General features: G+C 67.8%; 11 protein-coding genes. 4 read left to right on the top strand and 7 right to left on the bottom strand.

The window, feature by feature from the left end; translation table 11 throughout:
* Positions 1–11 precede the first annotated feature (11 nt).
* Positions 12–614 (bottom strand): class I SAM-dependent methyltransferase, encoded by a 603-nt coding sequence (locus tag QGN30_RS13230; RefSeq protein WP_248923687.1) that lies wholly within the window; start codon positions 612–614, stop codon positions 12–14.
* 83 nt (positions 615–697) lie between these two features.
* Positions 698–1,432: a hypothetical protein gene (locus QGN30_RS13225; RefSeq protein WP_014382758.1), complete on the bottom strand. Its 735-nt coding sequence runs from the start codon at positions 1,430–1,432 to the stop codon at positions 698–700.
* A 337-nt stretch (positions 1,433–1,769) separates the two neighbouring features.
* Here QGN30_RS13225 and QGN30_RS13220 point away from each other — a divergent pair, with 337 nt between their 5' ends.
* Entirely contained in the window at positions 1,770–2,015 is a 246-nt protein-coding gene (locus tag QGN30_RS13220) for a hypothetical protein (RefSeq protein WP_009954202.1), read from the top strand.
* Between the two features lie 82 nt (positions 2,016–2,097).
* On the opposite strand, the gene uvrA is transcribed toward QGN30_RS13220, so the two are convergent.
* Positions 2,098–5,016, bottom strand: a complete 2,919-nt coding sequence (gene uvrA, locus QGN30_RS13215) for an excinuclease ABC subunit UvrA (protein WP_014382759.1) — start codon at positions 5,014–5,016, stop codon at positions 2,098–2,100.
* A gap of 133 nt (positions 5,017–5,149) precedes the next feature.
* On the opposite strand from uvrA, the gene QGN30_RS13210 reads away from it, so the two are divergent.
* Positions 5,150–5,848, top strand: a complete 699-nt coding sequence (locus tag QGN30_RS13210; RefSeq protein ID WP_020188595.1) for an MBL fold metallo-hydrolase — start codon at positions 5,150–5,152, stop codon at positions 5,846–5,848.
* A gap of 22 nt (positions 5,849–5,870) precedes the next feature.
* On the opposite strand, the gene QGN30_RS13205 is transcribed toward QGN30_RS13210, so the two are convergent.
* A complete protein-coding gene (locus QGN30_RS13205; RefSeq protein ID WP_008257654.1) occupies positions 5,871–6,314 on the bottom strand; it encodes a universal stress protein in 444 nt (147 codons plus the stop codon).
* Between the two features lie 284 nt (positions 6,315–6,598).
* Between QGN30_RS13205 and QGN30_RS13200 the strand changes: the two genes are divergently transcribed.
* Positions 6,599–8,182 (top strand): glycosyltransferase family 39 protein, encoded by a 1,584-nt coding sequence (locus tag QGN30_RS13200; RefSeq protein WP_014380345.1) that lies wholly within the window; start codon positions 6,599–6,601, stop codon positions 8,180–8,182.
* A 10-nt stretch (positions 8,183–8,192) separates the two neighbouring features.
* On the opposite strand, the gene QGN30_RS13195 is transcribed toward QGN30_RS13200, so the two are convergent.
* The 3 genes from QGN30_RS13195 to QGN30_RS13185 all read right to left on the bottom strand — a co-directional run bounded on the left by QGN30_RS13195 (position 8,193) and on the right by QGN30_RS13185 (position 14,229).
* Positions 8,193–9,611 (bottom strand): MFS transporter, encoded by a 1,419-nt coding sequence (locus QGN30_RS13195; protein ID WP_009954230.1) that lies wholly within the window; start codon positions 9,609–9,611, stop codon positions 8,193–8,195.
* A gap of 57 nt (positions 9,612–9,668) precedes the next feature.
* Complete coding sequence (uvrB, locus tag QGN30_RS13190; RefSeq protein ID WP_009954231.1) at positions 9,669–11,846, bottom strand: excinuclease ABC subunit UvrB; 2,178 nt, start codon at positions 11,844–11,846, stop codon at positions 9,669–9,671.
* A gap of 343 nt (positions 11,847–12,189) precedes the next feature.
* Positions 12,190–14,229: a serine/threonine-protein kinase gene (locus QGN30_RS13185; protein WP_014380346.1), complete on the bottom strand. Its 2,040-nt coding sequence runs from the start codon at positions 14,227–14,229 to the stop codon at positions 12,190–12,192.
* A 157-nt stretch (positions 14,230–14,386) separates the two neighbouring features.
* Between QGN30_RS13185 and QGN30_RS13180 the strand changes: the two genes are divergently transcribed.
* Positions 14,387–16,981, top strand: a complete 2,595-nt coding sequence (locus QGN30_RS13180) for an FHA domain-containing protein (protein ID WP_225346160.1) — start codon at positions 14,387–14,389, stop codon at positions 16,979–16,981.
* Positions 16,982–17,051: the final 70 nt, after the last annotated feature.

Below are 17,051 nucleotides of genomic sequence, written 5' to 3'. Positions count from 1 at the left end.
CGGTCGGGCACTCAGGCGCGACGTTGGAACAGGTAGTAATACGCCGGGGTCTTCCTGTCGTCGAGTTCCTGCTCGTCGCCGCTGAATAACAGCGTCCAGCCGGGAGTGAAACGTCGTTCGATCTCGGGGTGATCGATCCCCGGCACGCCGAACCGGCCGCCGGGAGGGAACGCGGCGATGAACAGCCGCGCGTCGGGCGCCGCCACGGCGCTGACTTCCCGGACGTACGCCTCACGGTCGCCGCCACTCATGTTGTGGATGCAACCGTTGTCGACGATCAACTGGAAGCCAGTCCCGATCCCGGACTGACTCAGCTGCGTCACATCGGCACGAACAAAATTGACGGAGACATCGGCTTTGCCCGCTTTCGCCCGCGCCTTTTCAAGCGGTTTCGCGACGTAATCGACCCCGGTGACCTGCCAGCCCTGCTGGGCGAGATAGATGGCGCAGTCCCCGGTGCCGCATCCCACGTCGAGAGCCCGCCCCTTGGGCAGCGCCGGCGTGTCACCAGTTCCCTCGACCAGATCCCGCAGCCCCTGCCCGATCGGGTGTCCTTCCCACGGCGTGAAGCCGACGCGGTAGAAGAACCGAAATCGCGTGTGTCGAGATGCCATAGCCGCAATGATGGCATCCGCGGCAACCGGCCCGACACCACCTTCCCGGTTTACCACTTTCGCGGCCAACCGGGACCGTGCCATCAACACGTGATTTCTTCCAATGCCGAAAAGCGGCTGAGGATTTCGGCGTTCTCGGCGCACATCAGCTTGAATTGCGCCGGCTCGGCATGAGCGGAAAGGGTGCGACGGTCCCACCACATCACTTTGGTTCGATAGTTTTCATTCGGATAGGCGGCCGCCGGAACGCGTGCGGCCACGACGCCCCCGGAGGATTGCCACTGCTCCAGCACATGGGCCGCCGCGGTAGCCATCACAAATTGAGCACCCAGCAACGTCATCGTCGGCAGGGCCGTGCGGGCCAATACTCGGGAAAGCGACTGATTGCCATATTCGCGGGAATTGGCCCAGGCGCTTTTCACCTCCACGACGCCGAACGGCAGCCGGTTGGCGATCATATGACGCAGCAGGGAAAGGCCGGGATTGCCTTTCCACTCCACCAGAGCGTGGGAGTCCTCGGGCGAGCGCAACGGCCCCACGACGCGCGTGCCCCCGACCACGCGCCCCTCCGGGTCAAGGGCCGCGAAGAACAGCGCCGTGTCCGCGCCGTCCGAAATCGCGTCCACGTCGAGCACCCAATCCAAGCCGTGCCTGCGATAGCTGTGCGCTGCGCCTTCCAGGTATTGATTCCACAGATCGGGCTCCCCCCTCGGCGTGGACGCGACGACCCAGCATCCCGTCGCGTGATCGCGCCAGCCGGACCGAACGTCCGGCCGCGGGGCATCAAACACTCTTGCTTCGAGCTGAGCCGCTTCCATGGGTTTGCCTCCACCTATTAACCGTGCGAACCGAACTATTTCGTGAACGCGTCTTGAATCGTTTCTCAATTCGACTCGCGACAAATAACCAAGGAGATTGTGACATAACAAGCTAATGGCGGCTGTGCAGCGCGGGCGGAAAATATCAACGCGGGCTTGTTAGGCGCCGCACGGGATTTGGCGAAAACGTCAGCTACTGTTCAGTAACACGCGACCGCGGCCGAATTATGGTTAACGCCGGTCGGGGCTAGAGCACGGGAAATGCGAACCGCAGCGACTCCAAGAACTGACAACGGATGTTGCCGATTTCGACCGCGGCGCGCAGTACCGTGGCGGCATGCCCGACGAATCCAGCACTGAAGGTGCCGCCGACGCCGGATACGACGACGCCGGTACGCCGACGTTCGAGTCCGTGCGCGACAAGATCGAGGCCCGGTACGCGACGGCACAGGGCTCGGCCGAACTCGACGCGGAGTCACCCGAGGGACGATCGGTCGAGGCCGAGTACGACGAGCGCCGTCGCGCGGCGGCCGAGCGGCTGGCCCAGATCCGCGAGTCGATGCGGCGCGACGACCAGCCGTGAGCGACGCCGGGCGTGTGTCCCCTCAGTGCTCGCCAGATGCCTTGCCCGACAACGTCATTCGGGCCTTGTCGCGAAAGCGGGCTCAGGCGGTGGCTTTACGGCGGCGGGCCGGCCGGCGCGTCGGAGCGCTGGCCGGCGGCGCGCTGCGCCCGATGACCTCGGCGAGGAACTTCCCGGTGTAACTCTCCGGCACCGCCGCGACGTCCTCCGGAGTGCCTTCCGCGACAACGGTTCCGCCCTCAGCGCCGCCTTCCGGCCCCATGTCGACGATCCAGTCCGAGGTCTTGATGACGTCCAGGTTGTGTTCGATGACGATGACCGTATTGCCTTTGTCGACAAGGCCGTTGATGACCTTGAGCAACTTGCGGATGTCGTCGAAATGCAGACCCGTGGTCGGCTCGTCGAGGATGTACACGGTGCGCCCGGTGGATCGCTTTTGCAGTTCGGCGGCCAGTTTCACGCGCTGCGCCTCGCCGCCGGACAGCGTCGGCGCCGGCTGGCCGAGCCGCACATAACCGAGACCGACGTCGACCAGGGTGCGCAGATAGCGGTGGATGCCGGTGATCGGCTCGAAGAACTCCGCCGCCTCCTCGATGGACATGTCCAGCACCTCGGAGATGGTCTTGCCCTTGTAGTGCACCTCGAGGGTTTCCCGGTTGTAGCGGGCCCCCTGACACACCTCGCACGGCACATACACGTCGGGCAGGAAGTTCATCTCGATCTTGATGGTGCCGTCACCGGTGCACGCTTCGCAGCGGCCGCCCTTGACGTTGAACGAGAACCGGCCCGGTTGGTAGCCACGGACTTTGGCCTCGGTGGTGGCCGCGAACAGGGTGCGGATCTTGTCGAACACGCCGGTGTAGGTGGCCGGGTTCGACCGCGGCGTGCGGCCGATCGGCGACTGATCCACCCGCACCAGCTTGTCCAGGTGGTCCAGCCCGGTGACCCGAGTGTGGCGGCCGGGGACCAGCCTTGCGCCGTTGAGCCGGTTGGCCAGCACCGCCGCGAGGATGTCGTTGACCAGAGTCGACTTGCCGGAACCGGACACGCCGGTCACCGACGTGAGCACGCCGAGCGGGAACGAGACGTCGATGCCGCGCAGGTTGTGCTCGCGGGCGCCGACGACGGTGAGCTGACGGCGCCGGTCGACGGGACGCCGGATCGCCGGCATCTCGATGCTTTCCTTGCCCGACAGGTAGGCGCCCGTGATCGACTCCTTGTTGGCCAGCAGCTCGCTGTAGGTGCCGCTGTGCACGATCTGGCCGCCGTGCTCACCGGCCCGCGGGCCGATGTCGACGATCCAGTCGGCGTGCGCGATGGTGTCCTCGTCATGCTCGACGACGATCAGCGTGTTGCCCAAACCCCTTAGCCGAGTGAGGGTTTCGATGAGGCGACGGTTGTCGCGCTGATGCAGCCCGATGGACGGCTCGTCGAGCACGTACAGCACGCCCACCAGCCCGGACCCGATCTGGGTGGCCAGCCGAATGCGTTGCGCCTCACCACCGGACAGCGTGGCGGCCGCGCGGGACAGCGACAGGTATTCGAGACCGACGTCGAGCAAAAATCCCAGCCGCGACTGGATTTCCTTGAGCACCTGCCCGGCGATCGCCTGCTCGCGCGGCCCCAGGGTGAGGGTGTTGAGGAAGTCGGCGCAATCGGAGATCGACAGCTCGCAGACCTCGGCGATGGACTTCTTGCCGCGATTGCCCGCGCTCAGCGACACCGCCAGGATCTCCGGCTTGAGCCGGGTCCCCTCGCAGACCGGGCAGGGCACGTCACGCATGAAGCCCTCGTAGCGCTCCTTCATCTGCTCGGATTCGGTCTGCGCCATCTTGCGCTGCAAAAACGCCAGCACGCCCTCGAAATCGGCGTAATAGGAGCGGGTCCGGCCGTACCGGTTGCGGTAGCGCACGTGCACCTGGTGGTCGGAGCCCTCGAGGATCGCCTTGCGGGCCTTGGCGGGCAGTTTGCGCCACGGGGTGTCGACGTCGAAGCCCAGCTCGTCCCCCAGCCCGGCCATCATCCGGGTGAAGTACTCCGCGGTGTGGCCCGTCGACCACGGCGCCACCGCACCCTCGGCCAGGGTGCGCTCGGGGTCGGGCACCACCAGGTCGGGGTCGACCTCCTTGCGGATGCCCAGGCCGCTGCATTCCGGGCAGGCGCCGTACGGCGAGTTGAACGAAAACGACCGCGGCTCCAGGTCGTCGACGGCCAGCGCGTGCCCGTTCGGGCAGGCCAGCTTCTCGGAGAACCGCTGCTCGCGGTTGTGGGCGTCGTGCTCGTGATCGACGAACTCCAGCACCACGATGCCGTCGGCCAGGTTCAGCGCGGTCTCCACCGAGTCGGTGAGCCGCTGCTTGGCGCTGGCCTTCACGGTGAGCCGGTCCACCACGACCTCGATGTCGTGCTTCTCCTGCTTCTTCAGCTTCGGCGGATCGGTCAGCGGATGCACGACGCCGTCGACCCGGACCCGGCTGTAGCCCTGGGCGTTGAGCTTTTCGAAGAGGTCGGCGAACTCGCCCTTCCGGGTGCGCACCACCGGCGCGAGCACCTGAAACCGGGTGCCCTCCGGCATCGCCAGCACCTGGTCGACGATTTGCTGGGGCGTCTGGCGGGCGATGCGCTCGCCACACACCGGGCAGTGCGGGGTGCCGGCGCGGGCGTACAGCAGCCGCAGGTAGTCGTAGACCTCGGTGATGGTGCCGACCGTCGATCGCGGGTTGCGGTTGGTGGACTTCTGGTCGATCGACACCGCAGGCGATAGGCCCTCGATGAAGTCGACGTCCGGCTTGTCCATCTGCCCGAGGAACTGGCGGGCGTAGGCCGACAGCGACTCCACGTAACGCCGCTGCCCCTCGGCGAAGATCGTGTCGAAGGCCAGCGACGATTTGCCCGAACCCGACAGCCCGGTGAAGACGATCAGCGCGTCGCGGGGCAGGTCGAGGTCGACGCCGCGCAGGTTGTGCTCGCGGGCGCCCTTGATGATCAGACGGTCAGCCAACGCCGCCCCTCTCAGGAACTATCTGCTACTTTTCCGCAGCCACAATGCCGATCCCGGATCGGAGTTGCGCACGGCGCATTCCATGCTATGTGCCCATACCGACAAGCAGTCTGTGACCAGTAACGTGGCCGCTATGACTGCCCAGGACGGCCCCACTGACAAGCTTGTCGACACCTACACGGGACACGTCGACCCTGGTACCGCGGCCCGCCGGACCCTACCCGGCGCCACGATCATAAAGGCGTCGGTGGGCCCCATGGACAACAACGCGTATCTGGTGACGTGTTCCGCCACGGGCGAAACCCTGCTCATCGACGCCGCCAACGACGCCGACGACCTGATCGGCCTGATCCGGCAGCACGCACCGAAGGTGTCGCTGATCGTGACCAGCCATCAGCACTTCGATCACTGGCAGGCGCTCGACGCCGTGGCGAAGGCGACCGGCGCGCCGACCGCCGCCAACGAGATCGACGCCGAGGCGCTGCCGGTCAAACCGGACCGTTTGCTGGCGGGCGGCGACACCGTGCAGATCGGCGAGCTGAACTTCGACGTCATCCACCTGCGGGGGCACACCCCCGGATCGATCGCGCTGGCCCTGGACGGACCCGCGACCGGCGGGGTCACGCAGCTGTTCACCGGCGACTGCCTGTTCCCGGGCGGCGTCGGCAAGACGTGGCAGCCCGGCGATTTCGACCAGCTGCTCGACGACGTCACCACCCGGGTGTTCGACGTGTATGACGACGCGACGGTCATCTACCCCGGCCACGGCGACGACACGGTGTTGGGCGCCGAACGCCCCCATCTGAGCGAATGGCGCGCGCGGGGCTGGTAGCGCCGGGCCCGGCGGGCGGCGGTTACGTCGTGGTGTGCACGATCAGGACGTCGGTCTTGGCCCGCCGCGAGACGTTGGCCGGCACCGATCCCAGCAGCCGGCCGGCGATGGTGCTCAGACCGACGTTGCCGACCACGAGCAGGTCCGCCTGCTCTTCCTCGGCGAGGTGCACCAGCGCATCGACCGGCGCCCCCACGATCGGGCGCTCGTCGATGTTCTGCGCGCCCGCCGCGTGCGCGCGGTCCTTGGCGTCGCGCAGAATCGCGTAAATCGGCGCGGTGCCCGAAACCTTGTAGCTTTCGTCCCGGAGGGCGTCGGCGGCCCGGGCGTCCTCATGTTGGGGCAAGTACGCCGAGGCGACGATCAGCTTGGCGTCCGGCCCGGCGATCTGCGCCGCCTTCTCCACCGCACGCATCGACGAGTCCGAGCCATCGGTTCCTACCACCACAGTCCGATAGGCGCCCATTTACCCTCCCAGTTTCGGTTGGTCAGCCAACCCAAGACAGTATCGCGTTTGCTCGATGCAGAGGAGATAGATGAACGACACGGTGTGGCGTGGCACACCCGTGATTTGCGGCGCCTGGCTGGGCCAACGGACAATATCGGAAATGGCAAAACAATCGAATGCGCGATTCGGCGACGGAAAGCATTGCATGACGCCGCTTTTCGTGAATACGGGCGCGAACTGCAAATGCGGCGGGTGCTGTTGGTGACCGGTTCGACCGACCGCGCCCTACAGTAACAAGCATCATGTCCATGCCCACCCTCGAGCCGATTTTCGAGCCGCGCGCCGGGGATGTTGTCGATAAAACCGTCGCAGCGGGCCCCCGCGGCAGGTTGCTCGATCCGTGGGCGATCGCCCTGTTCGCCACGGCCGTCAGCGCCGCCTGGGCCTGCCGGCCTTCGCTGTGGTTCGACGAGGGGGCCACGATTTCGGCCGCGGCGAGCCGGACGCTGCCCGAGCTGTGGCGGCTGCTGGGCCACATCGACGCCGTCCACGGTGCGTACTACCTGGTGATGCACGGTTGGTTCGCCCTGTTTCCGCCCACCGAGTTCTTCTCGCGCCTGCCCAGCGCCCTTGCCGTGGGCGCCGCGGCCGCAGGGGTCACGGTGTTCACCAAGAAGTTTGCGACGCGCCCGACGGCGGTGTGCGCGGGCGTCGTCTTCGCCATCCTGCCCCGCACGACGTGGGCCGGCATGGAGGCGCGTTCCTATGGCTTCGTCGCGGCCGCGTCCGTATGGCTGACGGTGTTGTTCGTGGCCGCCGTCCGGCGCAATCGGCCCCGCTGGTGGATTTGCTACGCGCTGGCATTGGCGCTGTCGATCCTGCTCAACGTCAACCTGGTGCTGCTGGTGCCGGTGTACGGCGCGATCCTGCCGCTGTTGCTTCCCGGAGGGTCCCGCAGGTCCCCGGTCGTGTGGTGGGTCGCCAGCTCCGCCGCCGCGGTCGGGGCGATGATCCCGTTCGCGCTGTTCGCCCATGGCCAGGTGTGGCAGGTCGGCTGGATCTACCCGGTGAGCTGGCATTACGCGTTCGACATCATCCTGCGGCAGTATTTCGACCACAGCGTCGCCTTCGCGGTGCTGAGCGCGGTCGTGATCGTCGCGGCGGCGCTGGCCCGGTTGGCCGGCGCGCCGGCCCCGGCCGGTGACCTGCGCCGGTTGTTGACCTTCTGTGTGGTGTGGATGGTCATTCCGACCGCGCTGGTCGTCATCTATTCCGCCGTCAGCGAGCCGATCTACTACCCGCGCTACCTGATCTTCACCGCGCCCGCGATGGCCATCGTCCTGGCCGTCTGCATCGTCACGCTGGCCCGCCGGCCCTGGCCGATGGTCGGCGCGGTGCTGCTGTTCGTCATCGCCGCGGTGCCCAATTACCTGTTCGTCCAGCGTTGGCCGTACGCCAAGGAGGGCTGGGACTACAGCCAGGTCGCCGACCTGATCGCCGCACACGCCGCCCCCGGCGACTGCCTGATGGTGGACAACACCGTGCCGTGGCGGCCCGGCCCGATCCGGGCGCTGCTGGCCACCCGGCCGGCGGCCTTCCGGTCGCTGATCGACGTCGAGCGCGGCGTGTACGGCCCGAAGGTCGGCTCGCTGTGGGACGGCCATGTGGCCGTCTGGCTGACCACGGCCAAAATCGACAAATGCCCCACCATCTGGACCATTACCAATAAAGACGCCTCGCTGCCGGATCACCAAGCGGGACAATCGCTCCCGCCCGGAAGCGCATTCGGGCGCGCCCCGGCATACCGATTCCCGGGCTACCTGGGCTTCCACATCGTCGAGCGTTGGCAATTCCATTACTCGCAGGTGGTGAAATCCACCCGGTAATCCCGACGGGTCAGCCCACGCTGGCGACCGGCCGCGCCTGGCGCGTGGCCCGGGTCGCGGCGTACGACACCGCCACACCCGCGGCGCTCACCGCGGTGAAGACCGTGAACAACAAATGGGCCGCGACCGCCTCGCCACCGGTGGCGGTGTTGACGACCACTCCGGCCAGTCCGGCGCCGATCGCCGCGGAGGTCAGCTGGACGGTGTTGATCGCCGCGGAGGCGGCGCCGCCCTCGGCCGGATCGTTGACGCAGGCCATCGCGCGGGCCGAGAGGTGCGGCCAGGCCATCCCGATGCCGATGCCGGCGACCAGCAGGGCCACCGCCCACAGGGCGGCGGTCCAGTTTGACCCGTCGCCGTGCCGGGCGACCGCGCCCAGCGCCAGGCCGGACGCGGCCACCAGCGGCGCCACCATGACCACCCGCCCGATCGTGCGCGGATTTTCCAGCGAGGCGCTGACGATTTCGCTGACGGTCCAGCCGAGGGCGAGGGCCGCGCCCAGGAAGCCGGCCGCGATCGGCGTGAGGTGGGCCAACCGCTGCCCGAACAGCGGCACATAGGTGTTCACCATCGCCGCGCCCATCAGGACACCCATGGTGAGGTAGATCCACTTCAACGGGCCGGGAGAGAACACGCTGGGCGGCAGGATGGCCGCGTGCATGCGCCAGTCGACGATCACGAACAGGCCGACCAGCATGATGCCGGCCGCAAGCAGGCCGTAGGTCGCGACGGTGTTGCGGGGAATCTGCGCGCCGCTCACGGCCAGCGCGGCCACACCGATGATCAGCAGCGACCACACCGGCACCTTCATCCGCGGGATGCCGTTCGTCGGGTCGACGCTGGCCAGCGCGACCGGCACCAGCAGGGCCATCAAGACGGTGAGGACGGCCATCGTGACGAACGCCCACCGCCAGATCCCGAGCTGCGCGAACAGGCCGCCCGTCGTGGGCCCGACCACCGTCGCGACGCCCCACATCGCTGACACCAGCGCCGAGCCCCGCGTCCACAGCCAGCGGGGCAGCGCGGAGTTGATCACCGCGTAGCCCAGGCCGGCCAGCAAGCCCCCGGCCACCCCCTGCATCGCGCGGCCAGCAATCAGAACATGCATGGTCGGCGCGGCCGCGCAAACCATGCTGGCGATGCCGAACACGGCGAGTCCGAACAGATACGACGACCGCGCCCCGACGCGCAGCAGCATCGGATTGACCATCGTCGCCGCGACCACCGACCCGACCAGGTACAGCGTCGTCACCCACGCGTAGAGCCGGCTTCCGCCGATCTCGGCGATCGTGTTGGGCAACAAGCTGGTGGTCAGGAACTCGTTGGTGGCGTACAGCGCTACCCCACCGGCTAGCAGGATTGACGTCCTCAGATACCGGGCGCCCAGCAGCTCTCGCCAGCCGCCGGTGATAGTCGCCGCGTCGGTCACCCCTCTACCGTATGGGGTGCCGCGGGGTTACCCGGCGCAGATCGGTTGCCAGCAAACTCATTTCAGGCCGGCGGCGTCCATCCCGCGCAGTTCCTTCTTCAGGTCGGCGATCTCGTCCCGGAACCGCGCGGCCAGCTCGAATTGCAAGTCCCGGGCGGCGGCCATCATCTGCGCGGTCAGGTCCTTGATCAGGTCGGCCAGTTCGGCGCGGGGCATGCTGGTCGTGTCGCGGCCCTCGAACACCCCGGCGCTGACCGCGCGGCCCGGCTCGCCCTGTGCGCGCCGACCGCGGGACGCATTGCGCCCTGACCCGCCGATCTCCACCACGCTGGCTTCTGTATCAGACGCCTCGCGATAGACCTGGTCGAGGATGTCGGCGATCTTCTTGCGCAGCGGTTGCGGGTCGATCCCGTTGGCCTCGTTGTAGGCGATCTGCTTCGCCCGGCGCCGTTCGGTCTCGTCGATGGCTTCCTTCATCGAGTCGGTGATCGTGTCGGCGTACATGTGCACTTCGCCGGAGACGTTGCGGGCGGCGCGGCCGATGGTTTGGATCAGGCTGCGCGATGACCGCAGGAAGCCCTCTTTGTCGGCATCCAGGATGGCGACGAGCGACACCTCCGGCAGGTCCAGGCCCTCGCGCAGCAGGTTGATGCCGACCAGCACGTCGTACTCGCCGAGCCGCAGCTGGCGCAGCAATTCCACCCGGCGCAGCGTGTCGACCTCCGAGTGCAGATAGCGCACCCGGATGCCCATCTCGAGCAGGTAGTCGGTGAGGTCCTCGGCCATCTTCTTGGTGAGCGTGGTGACCAGCACCCGCTGGTCGGCGTCGGTGCGCTTGCGGATCTCGCCGATCAGGTCGTCGATCTGCCCCTTGGTCGGTTTGACCACCACCTTCGGGTCCACCAGGCCGGTGGGCCGGATGACCTGCTCGACGAACTCGCCGCCGGACTGACTGAGCTCATAGGGGCCCGGGGTGGCCGACAGATACACCGTCTGCCCGACCCGGTCGGCGAACTCCTCCCACGTCAGCGGGCGGTTATCGCACGCCGACGGCAACCGGAACCCGTATTCGACCAGGTTGCGCTTGCGCGACATGTCGCCCTCGTACATGCCGCCGATCTGCGGCACGGTGACGTGCGACTCGTCGATGACCATCAAAAAGTCTTCCGGAAAGTAGTCGAGCAGGGTCGCCGGCGGCGAGCCCGGCCCCCGGGCGTCGATGTGGCGGGAGTAGTTCTCGATGCCCGAACAGAATCCGACCTGGCGCATCATCTCGATGTCGTAGTTGGTGCGCATCCTCAGGCGCTGCGCCTCGAGCAGCTTGCCCTGGCCCTCGAGTTCGGCCAGCCGGGCGGCCAGTTCCTCTTCGATCGTCGAGATGGCGTGGGCCATCCGCTCGGGGCCGGCCACGTAGTGGGTGGCCGGGAAGATGCGCAGCGAGTCGACCTGGCGGATCACGTCGCCCGTCAGCGGGTGCAGGTAATACAGCGCCTCGATCTCGTCGCCGAAGAACTCGATGCGCACCGCCAGTTCTTCGTAGGACGGGATGATCTCCACGGTGTCGCCGCGCACCCGGAACGAGCCGCGGGTGAAGGACAGGTCGTTGCGGGTGTACTGGACGTCGACCAGTAGCCGCAGCAACCCGTCCCGGGGCACCTCGTTGCCGACCCGCAGTTCCACCGAGCGATCCAGGTACGACTGCGGGGTGCCCAGGCCGTAGATGCACGACACCGACGCCACCACGACCACATCGCGCCGCGACAGCAGCGACGACGTCGCGGAGTGCCGCAAGCGCTCGACGTCGTCGTTGATCGAGCTGTCCTTTTCGATGTAGGTGTCGGTCTGCGCGATGTAGGCCTCGGGCTGGTAGTAGTCGTAGTACGACACGAAGTACTCAACGGCGTTGTGCGGCAACATCTCCCGCAGCTCGTTGGCCAGCTGGGCGGCCAGCGTCTTGTTGGGTGCCATCACCAGGGTGGGCCGCTGCAGGCGCTCGATGAGCCAAGCGGTGGTGGCCGACTTCCCGGTGCCGGTGGCGCCGAGCAGCACCACATCGCGCTCCCCCGCCCTGATCCTGCGCTCCAGCTCGTCGATGGCCGCCGGCTGGTCCCCGGCGGGGTCGTGCGGGCTGACGACCTCGAAGCGGCCGCCGGCGCGCACCAGCCCCGCCACGGCCTCTTCGGCCGGGCGATATTCCGAATGAGCGACTACCGGATGTTCCGTGGCGAATGCCATGCCACCAGGGTAGAGGCGATCACCGACAAGTGCCTTGGAGCTGGTCTTTGCAGGTCGTCGTCCTGACGGTTGAGGGATTCGCTCATGGAGGATCTTGGTAAAGACGAGGCTGCGTCTTTGGTCGAGCTTGGTTTTGGCTGGCGCTAGACGGGGGCGCTCCGGTCGACGGCGTATACCGATACGCCTCAGAGATGCTCGACGTCCGGTCAGGGAGGTTCTCGCGCGGATAGCCGAACCACCAAATAGTGTCTGGCTCTCCCGGTTGGCGGGAGGACGAGGACGGCTGGTTTTCCTCGAAGTCGACCAGAAAGTAGTACAGGACGGCCCCCGCGGCCGTCCTCGGCTAACCCGCGGGACGCGTCCACGTCCGGGTGACCGGGTCGCATTGCAGCAGGTAGCCGTCGCTGGAGGTGCTCATGGCGAACACCGAGGTGCCCGGCCGGTCGCACGAGCTACCGGCCGCGTGCACGCCCATCGTGATCGGGGCCTTGGCCCAGCTGCTGCCCTCGCACACGATCTGCTCGTTGTTGGTCGGGTCGTAGGCGACCTTGCCGACATCGGCGCACAACCCGCCCAGCACGGGCGGCGCCGGGGCGGACGCGGTGGTCGAGGCGTTGATGACCTGGGTGGGGTCGCCCAACGCCACGCCGGCCGGCGCGGCGCCGGCCCGGGTGGCCACCACGGGCACCCGGACCACCGCCCCCTGAGCGCCGCACTCGTTGCTGAGCACGGTCTCGGTCTGCGTGCCCCGCAGCGTGCCGTCGGCCTGCGGCGCCAGCGACCACGCGACGGTTTCCTGCTGGGTGGCAGGCGCGTGTCCGTTCGGCTGGGCGCAGCCCACTCGCAGCTGCTCGGGCGCGCCTTGCCAGTAGCCACCCACGTAGCGCAACGTGTCGGCCTGGCCGCCGCCGGTGGTGCTGGCCAGTTGGTGGGTGGCATCGTCCAGCTGGGTCCCGGTGGCCGCGCATCCGTTGGTCGTGCAGGCCGACCGGAACGCCCACCAGTCGGTGGTGGCTCCGCCGTGCCGGATGCCGATGCCGTTGGTGGTCCGCTTGGTCTGGTCATAGTCCAGCCGATAGGTCCCATTCAGCGCCGGTCCCCCGGCGGCGGGTGCGGCGCTGGGAGCGGGCAGGGACGGTTTGGAGGCGAGCGCGGGGCTGGGCGGCGGCGTGGTGGGCTCAAACGAGTACAGGATCGACCAGGTCGCCGCGACGGCGACGAGCACCGCGCACACCAGCGCCGCGGCCCACCGGGTTTTCGACGAGAACCGGTGGTTCAAGGCGGCGAGCCCGCGCCGGCGGTGCGGCGCCAACGGGGCGGTGCGCGGCGGCGGGCGGCGGGCTTCGGAAACCCGCGCGCTGACGGCGGTGGCGAACTCCCGGCACCGCGCGAACCTGTCCTCGGGCCGTTTGGCGAGCGCCGTCGAGAACACGTCGTCGAGCTCCGCCAGCTCCGGCCGAAAGTCGCTGAGGCGGGGAGGCGTCTCGTGCAGGTGCCGGCTGATCACCGCGATCGGGTTGGAATGCTGAAACGGTGGCGCACCGGTCAGCAGATGGAAAGCCGTTGCGGCCAACGCGTATTGGTCGGCCCTCCCGTCGATCGGAGCGCCGGCAAGCTGCTCGGGCGCGGCGTAGGCCACGGTTCCCACCGCGACGTTGGTTTCGGTGATCCCGCTCACGTCGCCCAGGTGGCGCGCGACACCGAAGTCCGCCAACAGGATTCGGCGTTCCCCGTCTTCCGGGTGGGTGAGCAGGATGTTGGCGGGCTTGACGTCGCGGTGCAGCAGGCCACGGTCGTGCGCGTAGTCCAGCGCACCCGCGACCGCTTGCACGATGGCACACACCTCGTGGATCGGCATGCCCTCGGGGTGGCTCTGCTTGACCAACCGCGACGCATCGGTGCCCTCGACATAGTCCATCGAGATCCACAGATGCCCGTTGAAAGCGCCGCGGTCGTGGACGCCGACGATGTGGGGATGCCACAGCGTCGCCGCGAGATCGGCCTCCCGATTGAACCTTTCGCGAAACTCGGGATCGGCCGTCACCGCCTCGGCGAGGACTTTGATCACGTCGCGGCGCGGCAGCCGGGGATGCAATGCCAGGTAGACCTCGGCCATGCCACCGGCGCCCAGTTGCCGCAAGATCGTGTAGCCGGCAAACGACGCACCATTCCCCACCGCACCGGAATCGCTGTGTGGTTGCGCCGCTTGGGGTTCCGCGTTCGGCAGGGAACTCACCGGTGGTATCCGGCGAAACAGCTGCCCGATCGGCATCGCGGGTAACGAGTGAAAACCCGCGCGCAGGGCGTCGCGGGCCTGGCGCGGGTTGGTCAGCAGTCGTCGCCCGGTGCCGATGCGCCGGGTCGTTCGCTTGTGCTCATCCATCAATGCGTTGGTCCCCCTCCGATCGAATAATGCCGCACGGCCGTAGGCGATTCGACTCCGCCGACTATGAAACAGCTATGAATAGCCGTGCCGAAACAAAGGGAAGTCACAGCCGGATCCCATAGAAGCACGGCCGGCGCGACCCGATACTTGAGTGGTGACTCGACCCGCCCCGCCTCTGCTGACCATTCGGCACGACGGGTCCCAACGATCCTTCGCGGCCGGACACGAAGTGGTCGTCGGACGCGACGCGCAGGCCGACGTGCAGATCGCCGATCCGCGCATCTCGCGCGCGCATCTGATCCTGCGTTTCGATCAAGGCCGCTGGCTGGCAATCGATAACGGTTCGCTGAACGGGACCTATCTCAACGGTTACCGGATGCCGGTCATCGATATCCACGACGGCCAGAGCATTCACGTCGGAAACCCGCGCGGCCCGCACCTGACCTTCGCGATCGGGCCCCGGCAGGGCCAGGCGACCCGCCCGGCCCGCACCCGGCCCAGCCACGATTCCGGGCCACCGACCCTGACGTGGTCCGCGGTTGGCGAGCAAACGAATCCGACGCATCATCGGCCCCCGCCGCGCCGCGGCGTTCCCCGAGGTCCGCTGCCTCGCCCCGCGCCCCCGCTGCCGCTCGCGGCGCCTTCGCCAGTGCGCGGCGCACCACCGGAGGAGCTGACCGTCATCGATCCCGGCTCGCCCGCCAGGTTGCGGGCCGCGCCGGCAACGGAATTCACGGTGATCGACGCAAAGACGGCCGACGTGTCGAACCTGGCGACGCGCTTTGTGAGATTGCTCTCGCCGCGCGCGTCGTCCGCCGCGGGCACGACCGGCGCCCTGACCATCGGGCGCGCCCCCGAAAACGACATCGTCGTCCCCGACGTATTGGCGTCGCGCCGGCACGCGACCTTGGTGCCCACACCGCTGGGCACCGAGATCCGGGACAACAGCGTCAACGGCACGTTCGTCAACGGCACCCGGGTCGGGTCGGCGATCCTGTCCGAGGACGACGTCGTCACCATCGGCAACGTCGACCTGGTGTTCCGTGGCGGCACGCTCACCAAGCGCAGCGAAGCCGCGTCGCGCAGCGGCGGGCTCGAGGTGCGCAACGTCAAGTACGTCGTCGACAACGGCAAACAACTGCTCGACGACATCTCGCTGGTCGCACGTCCCGGAACGCTCACCGCGGTGATCGGCGGGTCGGGCGCCGGAAAGAGCACCCTGGCCAGGCTCATCGCCGGCTACACCACACCCAGCTCGGGCTCAGTTACGTTCGAGGGACACAACATTCACGCCGAGTACGCCTCCCTGCGCAGCAGGATCGGCATGGTCCCCCAAGACGACGTCGTGCATCGCCAGCTGACCGTCAACCAGGCGCTGGGCTACGCCGCCGAGCTGCGGCTGCCGCCCGACACCGGAAAGGCCGACCGCGCCGGGGTCGTCGCCCAGGTGCTCGAGGAGCTCGACCTGACCAAACACGCCGACACCCGCGTCGACAAGCTGTCCGGCGGGCAGCGCAAACGCGCGTCGGTGGCGCTGGAACTGCTGACCGGCCCGTCATTGCTGATCCTCGACGAGCCCACGTCCGGCCTGGACCCCGCGCTCGACCTGCAGGTCATGACGATGCTGCGCCAGTTGGCCGACGCCGGTCGTGTGGTGCTGGTGGTGACGCACTCGCTGTCCTACCTGGACGTCTGCGACCAGGTGTTGCTGATGGCCCCCGGCGGCAAGACGGCCTACCGCGGCTCGCCCGAGCAGATCGGCGACGCGATGGGCACCACCAACTGGGCCAAGATCTTCACCCAGGTCGGCGCCGACCCGGACGAAGCCAATCGCCGCTTCGTGGAACGCAGCGAGGCCCAAAAGCGCATGCCGGACAAGGCCGATGAGCCGAGCGGCCTGGGTGAGCCGGTGCACACCAGCGTGCGACGCCAGATCTCGACCATCGCCCGGCGGCAGTTCCGCCTCGTCGTCGCCGACCGCGCCTACTTCGTCTTCCTGGCGCTACTGCCCTTCGTATTGGGTTCGCTGTCCCTGACCGTCCCGGGCAGCAACGGATTTCATGCGCCGGGGCCCAATGCGGGAACGCCCGACGAGGCCGCACAGATACTGGCCCTGCTGATGCCGGCCGCGGCATTCATGGGCACCGCCTTGACAATTCGCGATCTGGTCGGCGAACGGGCCATCTTCCAGCGGGAGCAGGCGGTCGGCCTGTCGACCACCGCATACCTGCTCGCCAAGTCCGCGGTGTTCTGCGCGTTCGCCATTTTGCAGTCGGCGATCGTCACGGCGATCGTGGTGGCCGGCAAGGGCGCACCGACGCGCGGCGCAAATCTGTTCGGCCACTCCACGATTGGGGCCACGGTCGAGCTGTTCGCGACGGTGGCCGCGACGTGCGTCGCCTCGGCCATCCTGGGCCTGGCCATCTCGTCGCTGGTGCGCTCGAGCGAGCAAATCATGCCGCTGTTCGTGGTGACGGTGATGGCGCAGCTGGTGCTGTGCGGCGGCATGGTGCCCGTGACCGGCCGGCTCGGCCTGAACCAGTTGTCGTGGGCGATGCCGGCGCGCTGGGGCTACGCCGCCGCCTCGTCGACGGTGGACCTGCGGCACCTGGTGCCCGATTCGCTGCTGTCCCAGGACCGGTTCTGGCAGCACGCGCCGAAGACCTGGCTGCTGGACATGGCCATGCTGGCCGCGCTGTCACTGTTGTATGGCGGGTTTGTGCGGTGGAAGATCCGGTTGCGCCGGTAGGGTGTGATCATTCAGGAGGAACAGCGAGATTCACCCACCGAAACACGAGACGTTCGACTTAGTGGGCCGC

It is taken from the genome of Mycobacterium sp. 3-98, from assembly GCF_035918355.1.
Classification (GTDB): domain Bacteria; phylum Actinomycetota; class Actinomycetes; order Mycobacteriales; family Mycobacteriaceae; genus Mycobacterium; species Mycobacterium intracellulare.
This window is presented reverse-complemented; position numbering and strand designations above follow the sequence as displayed.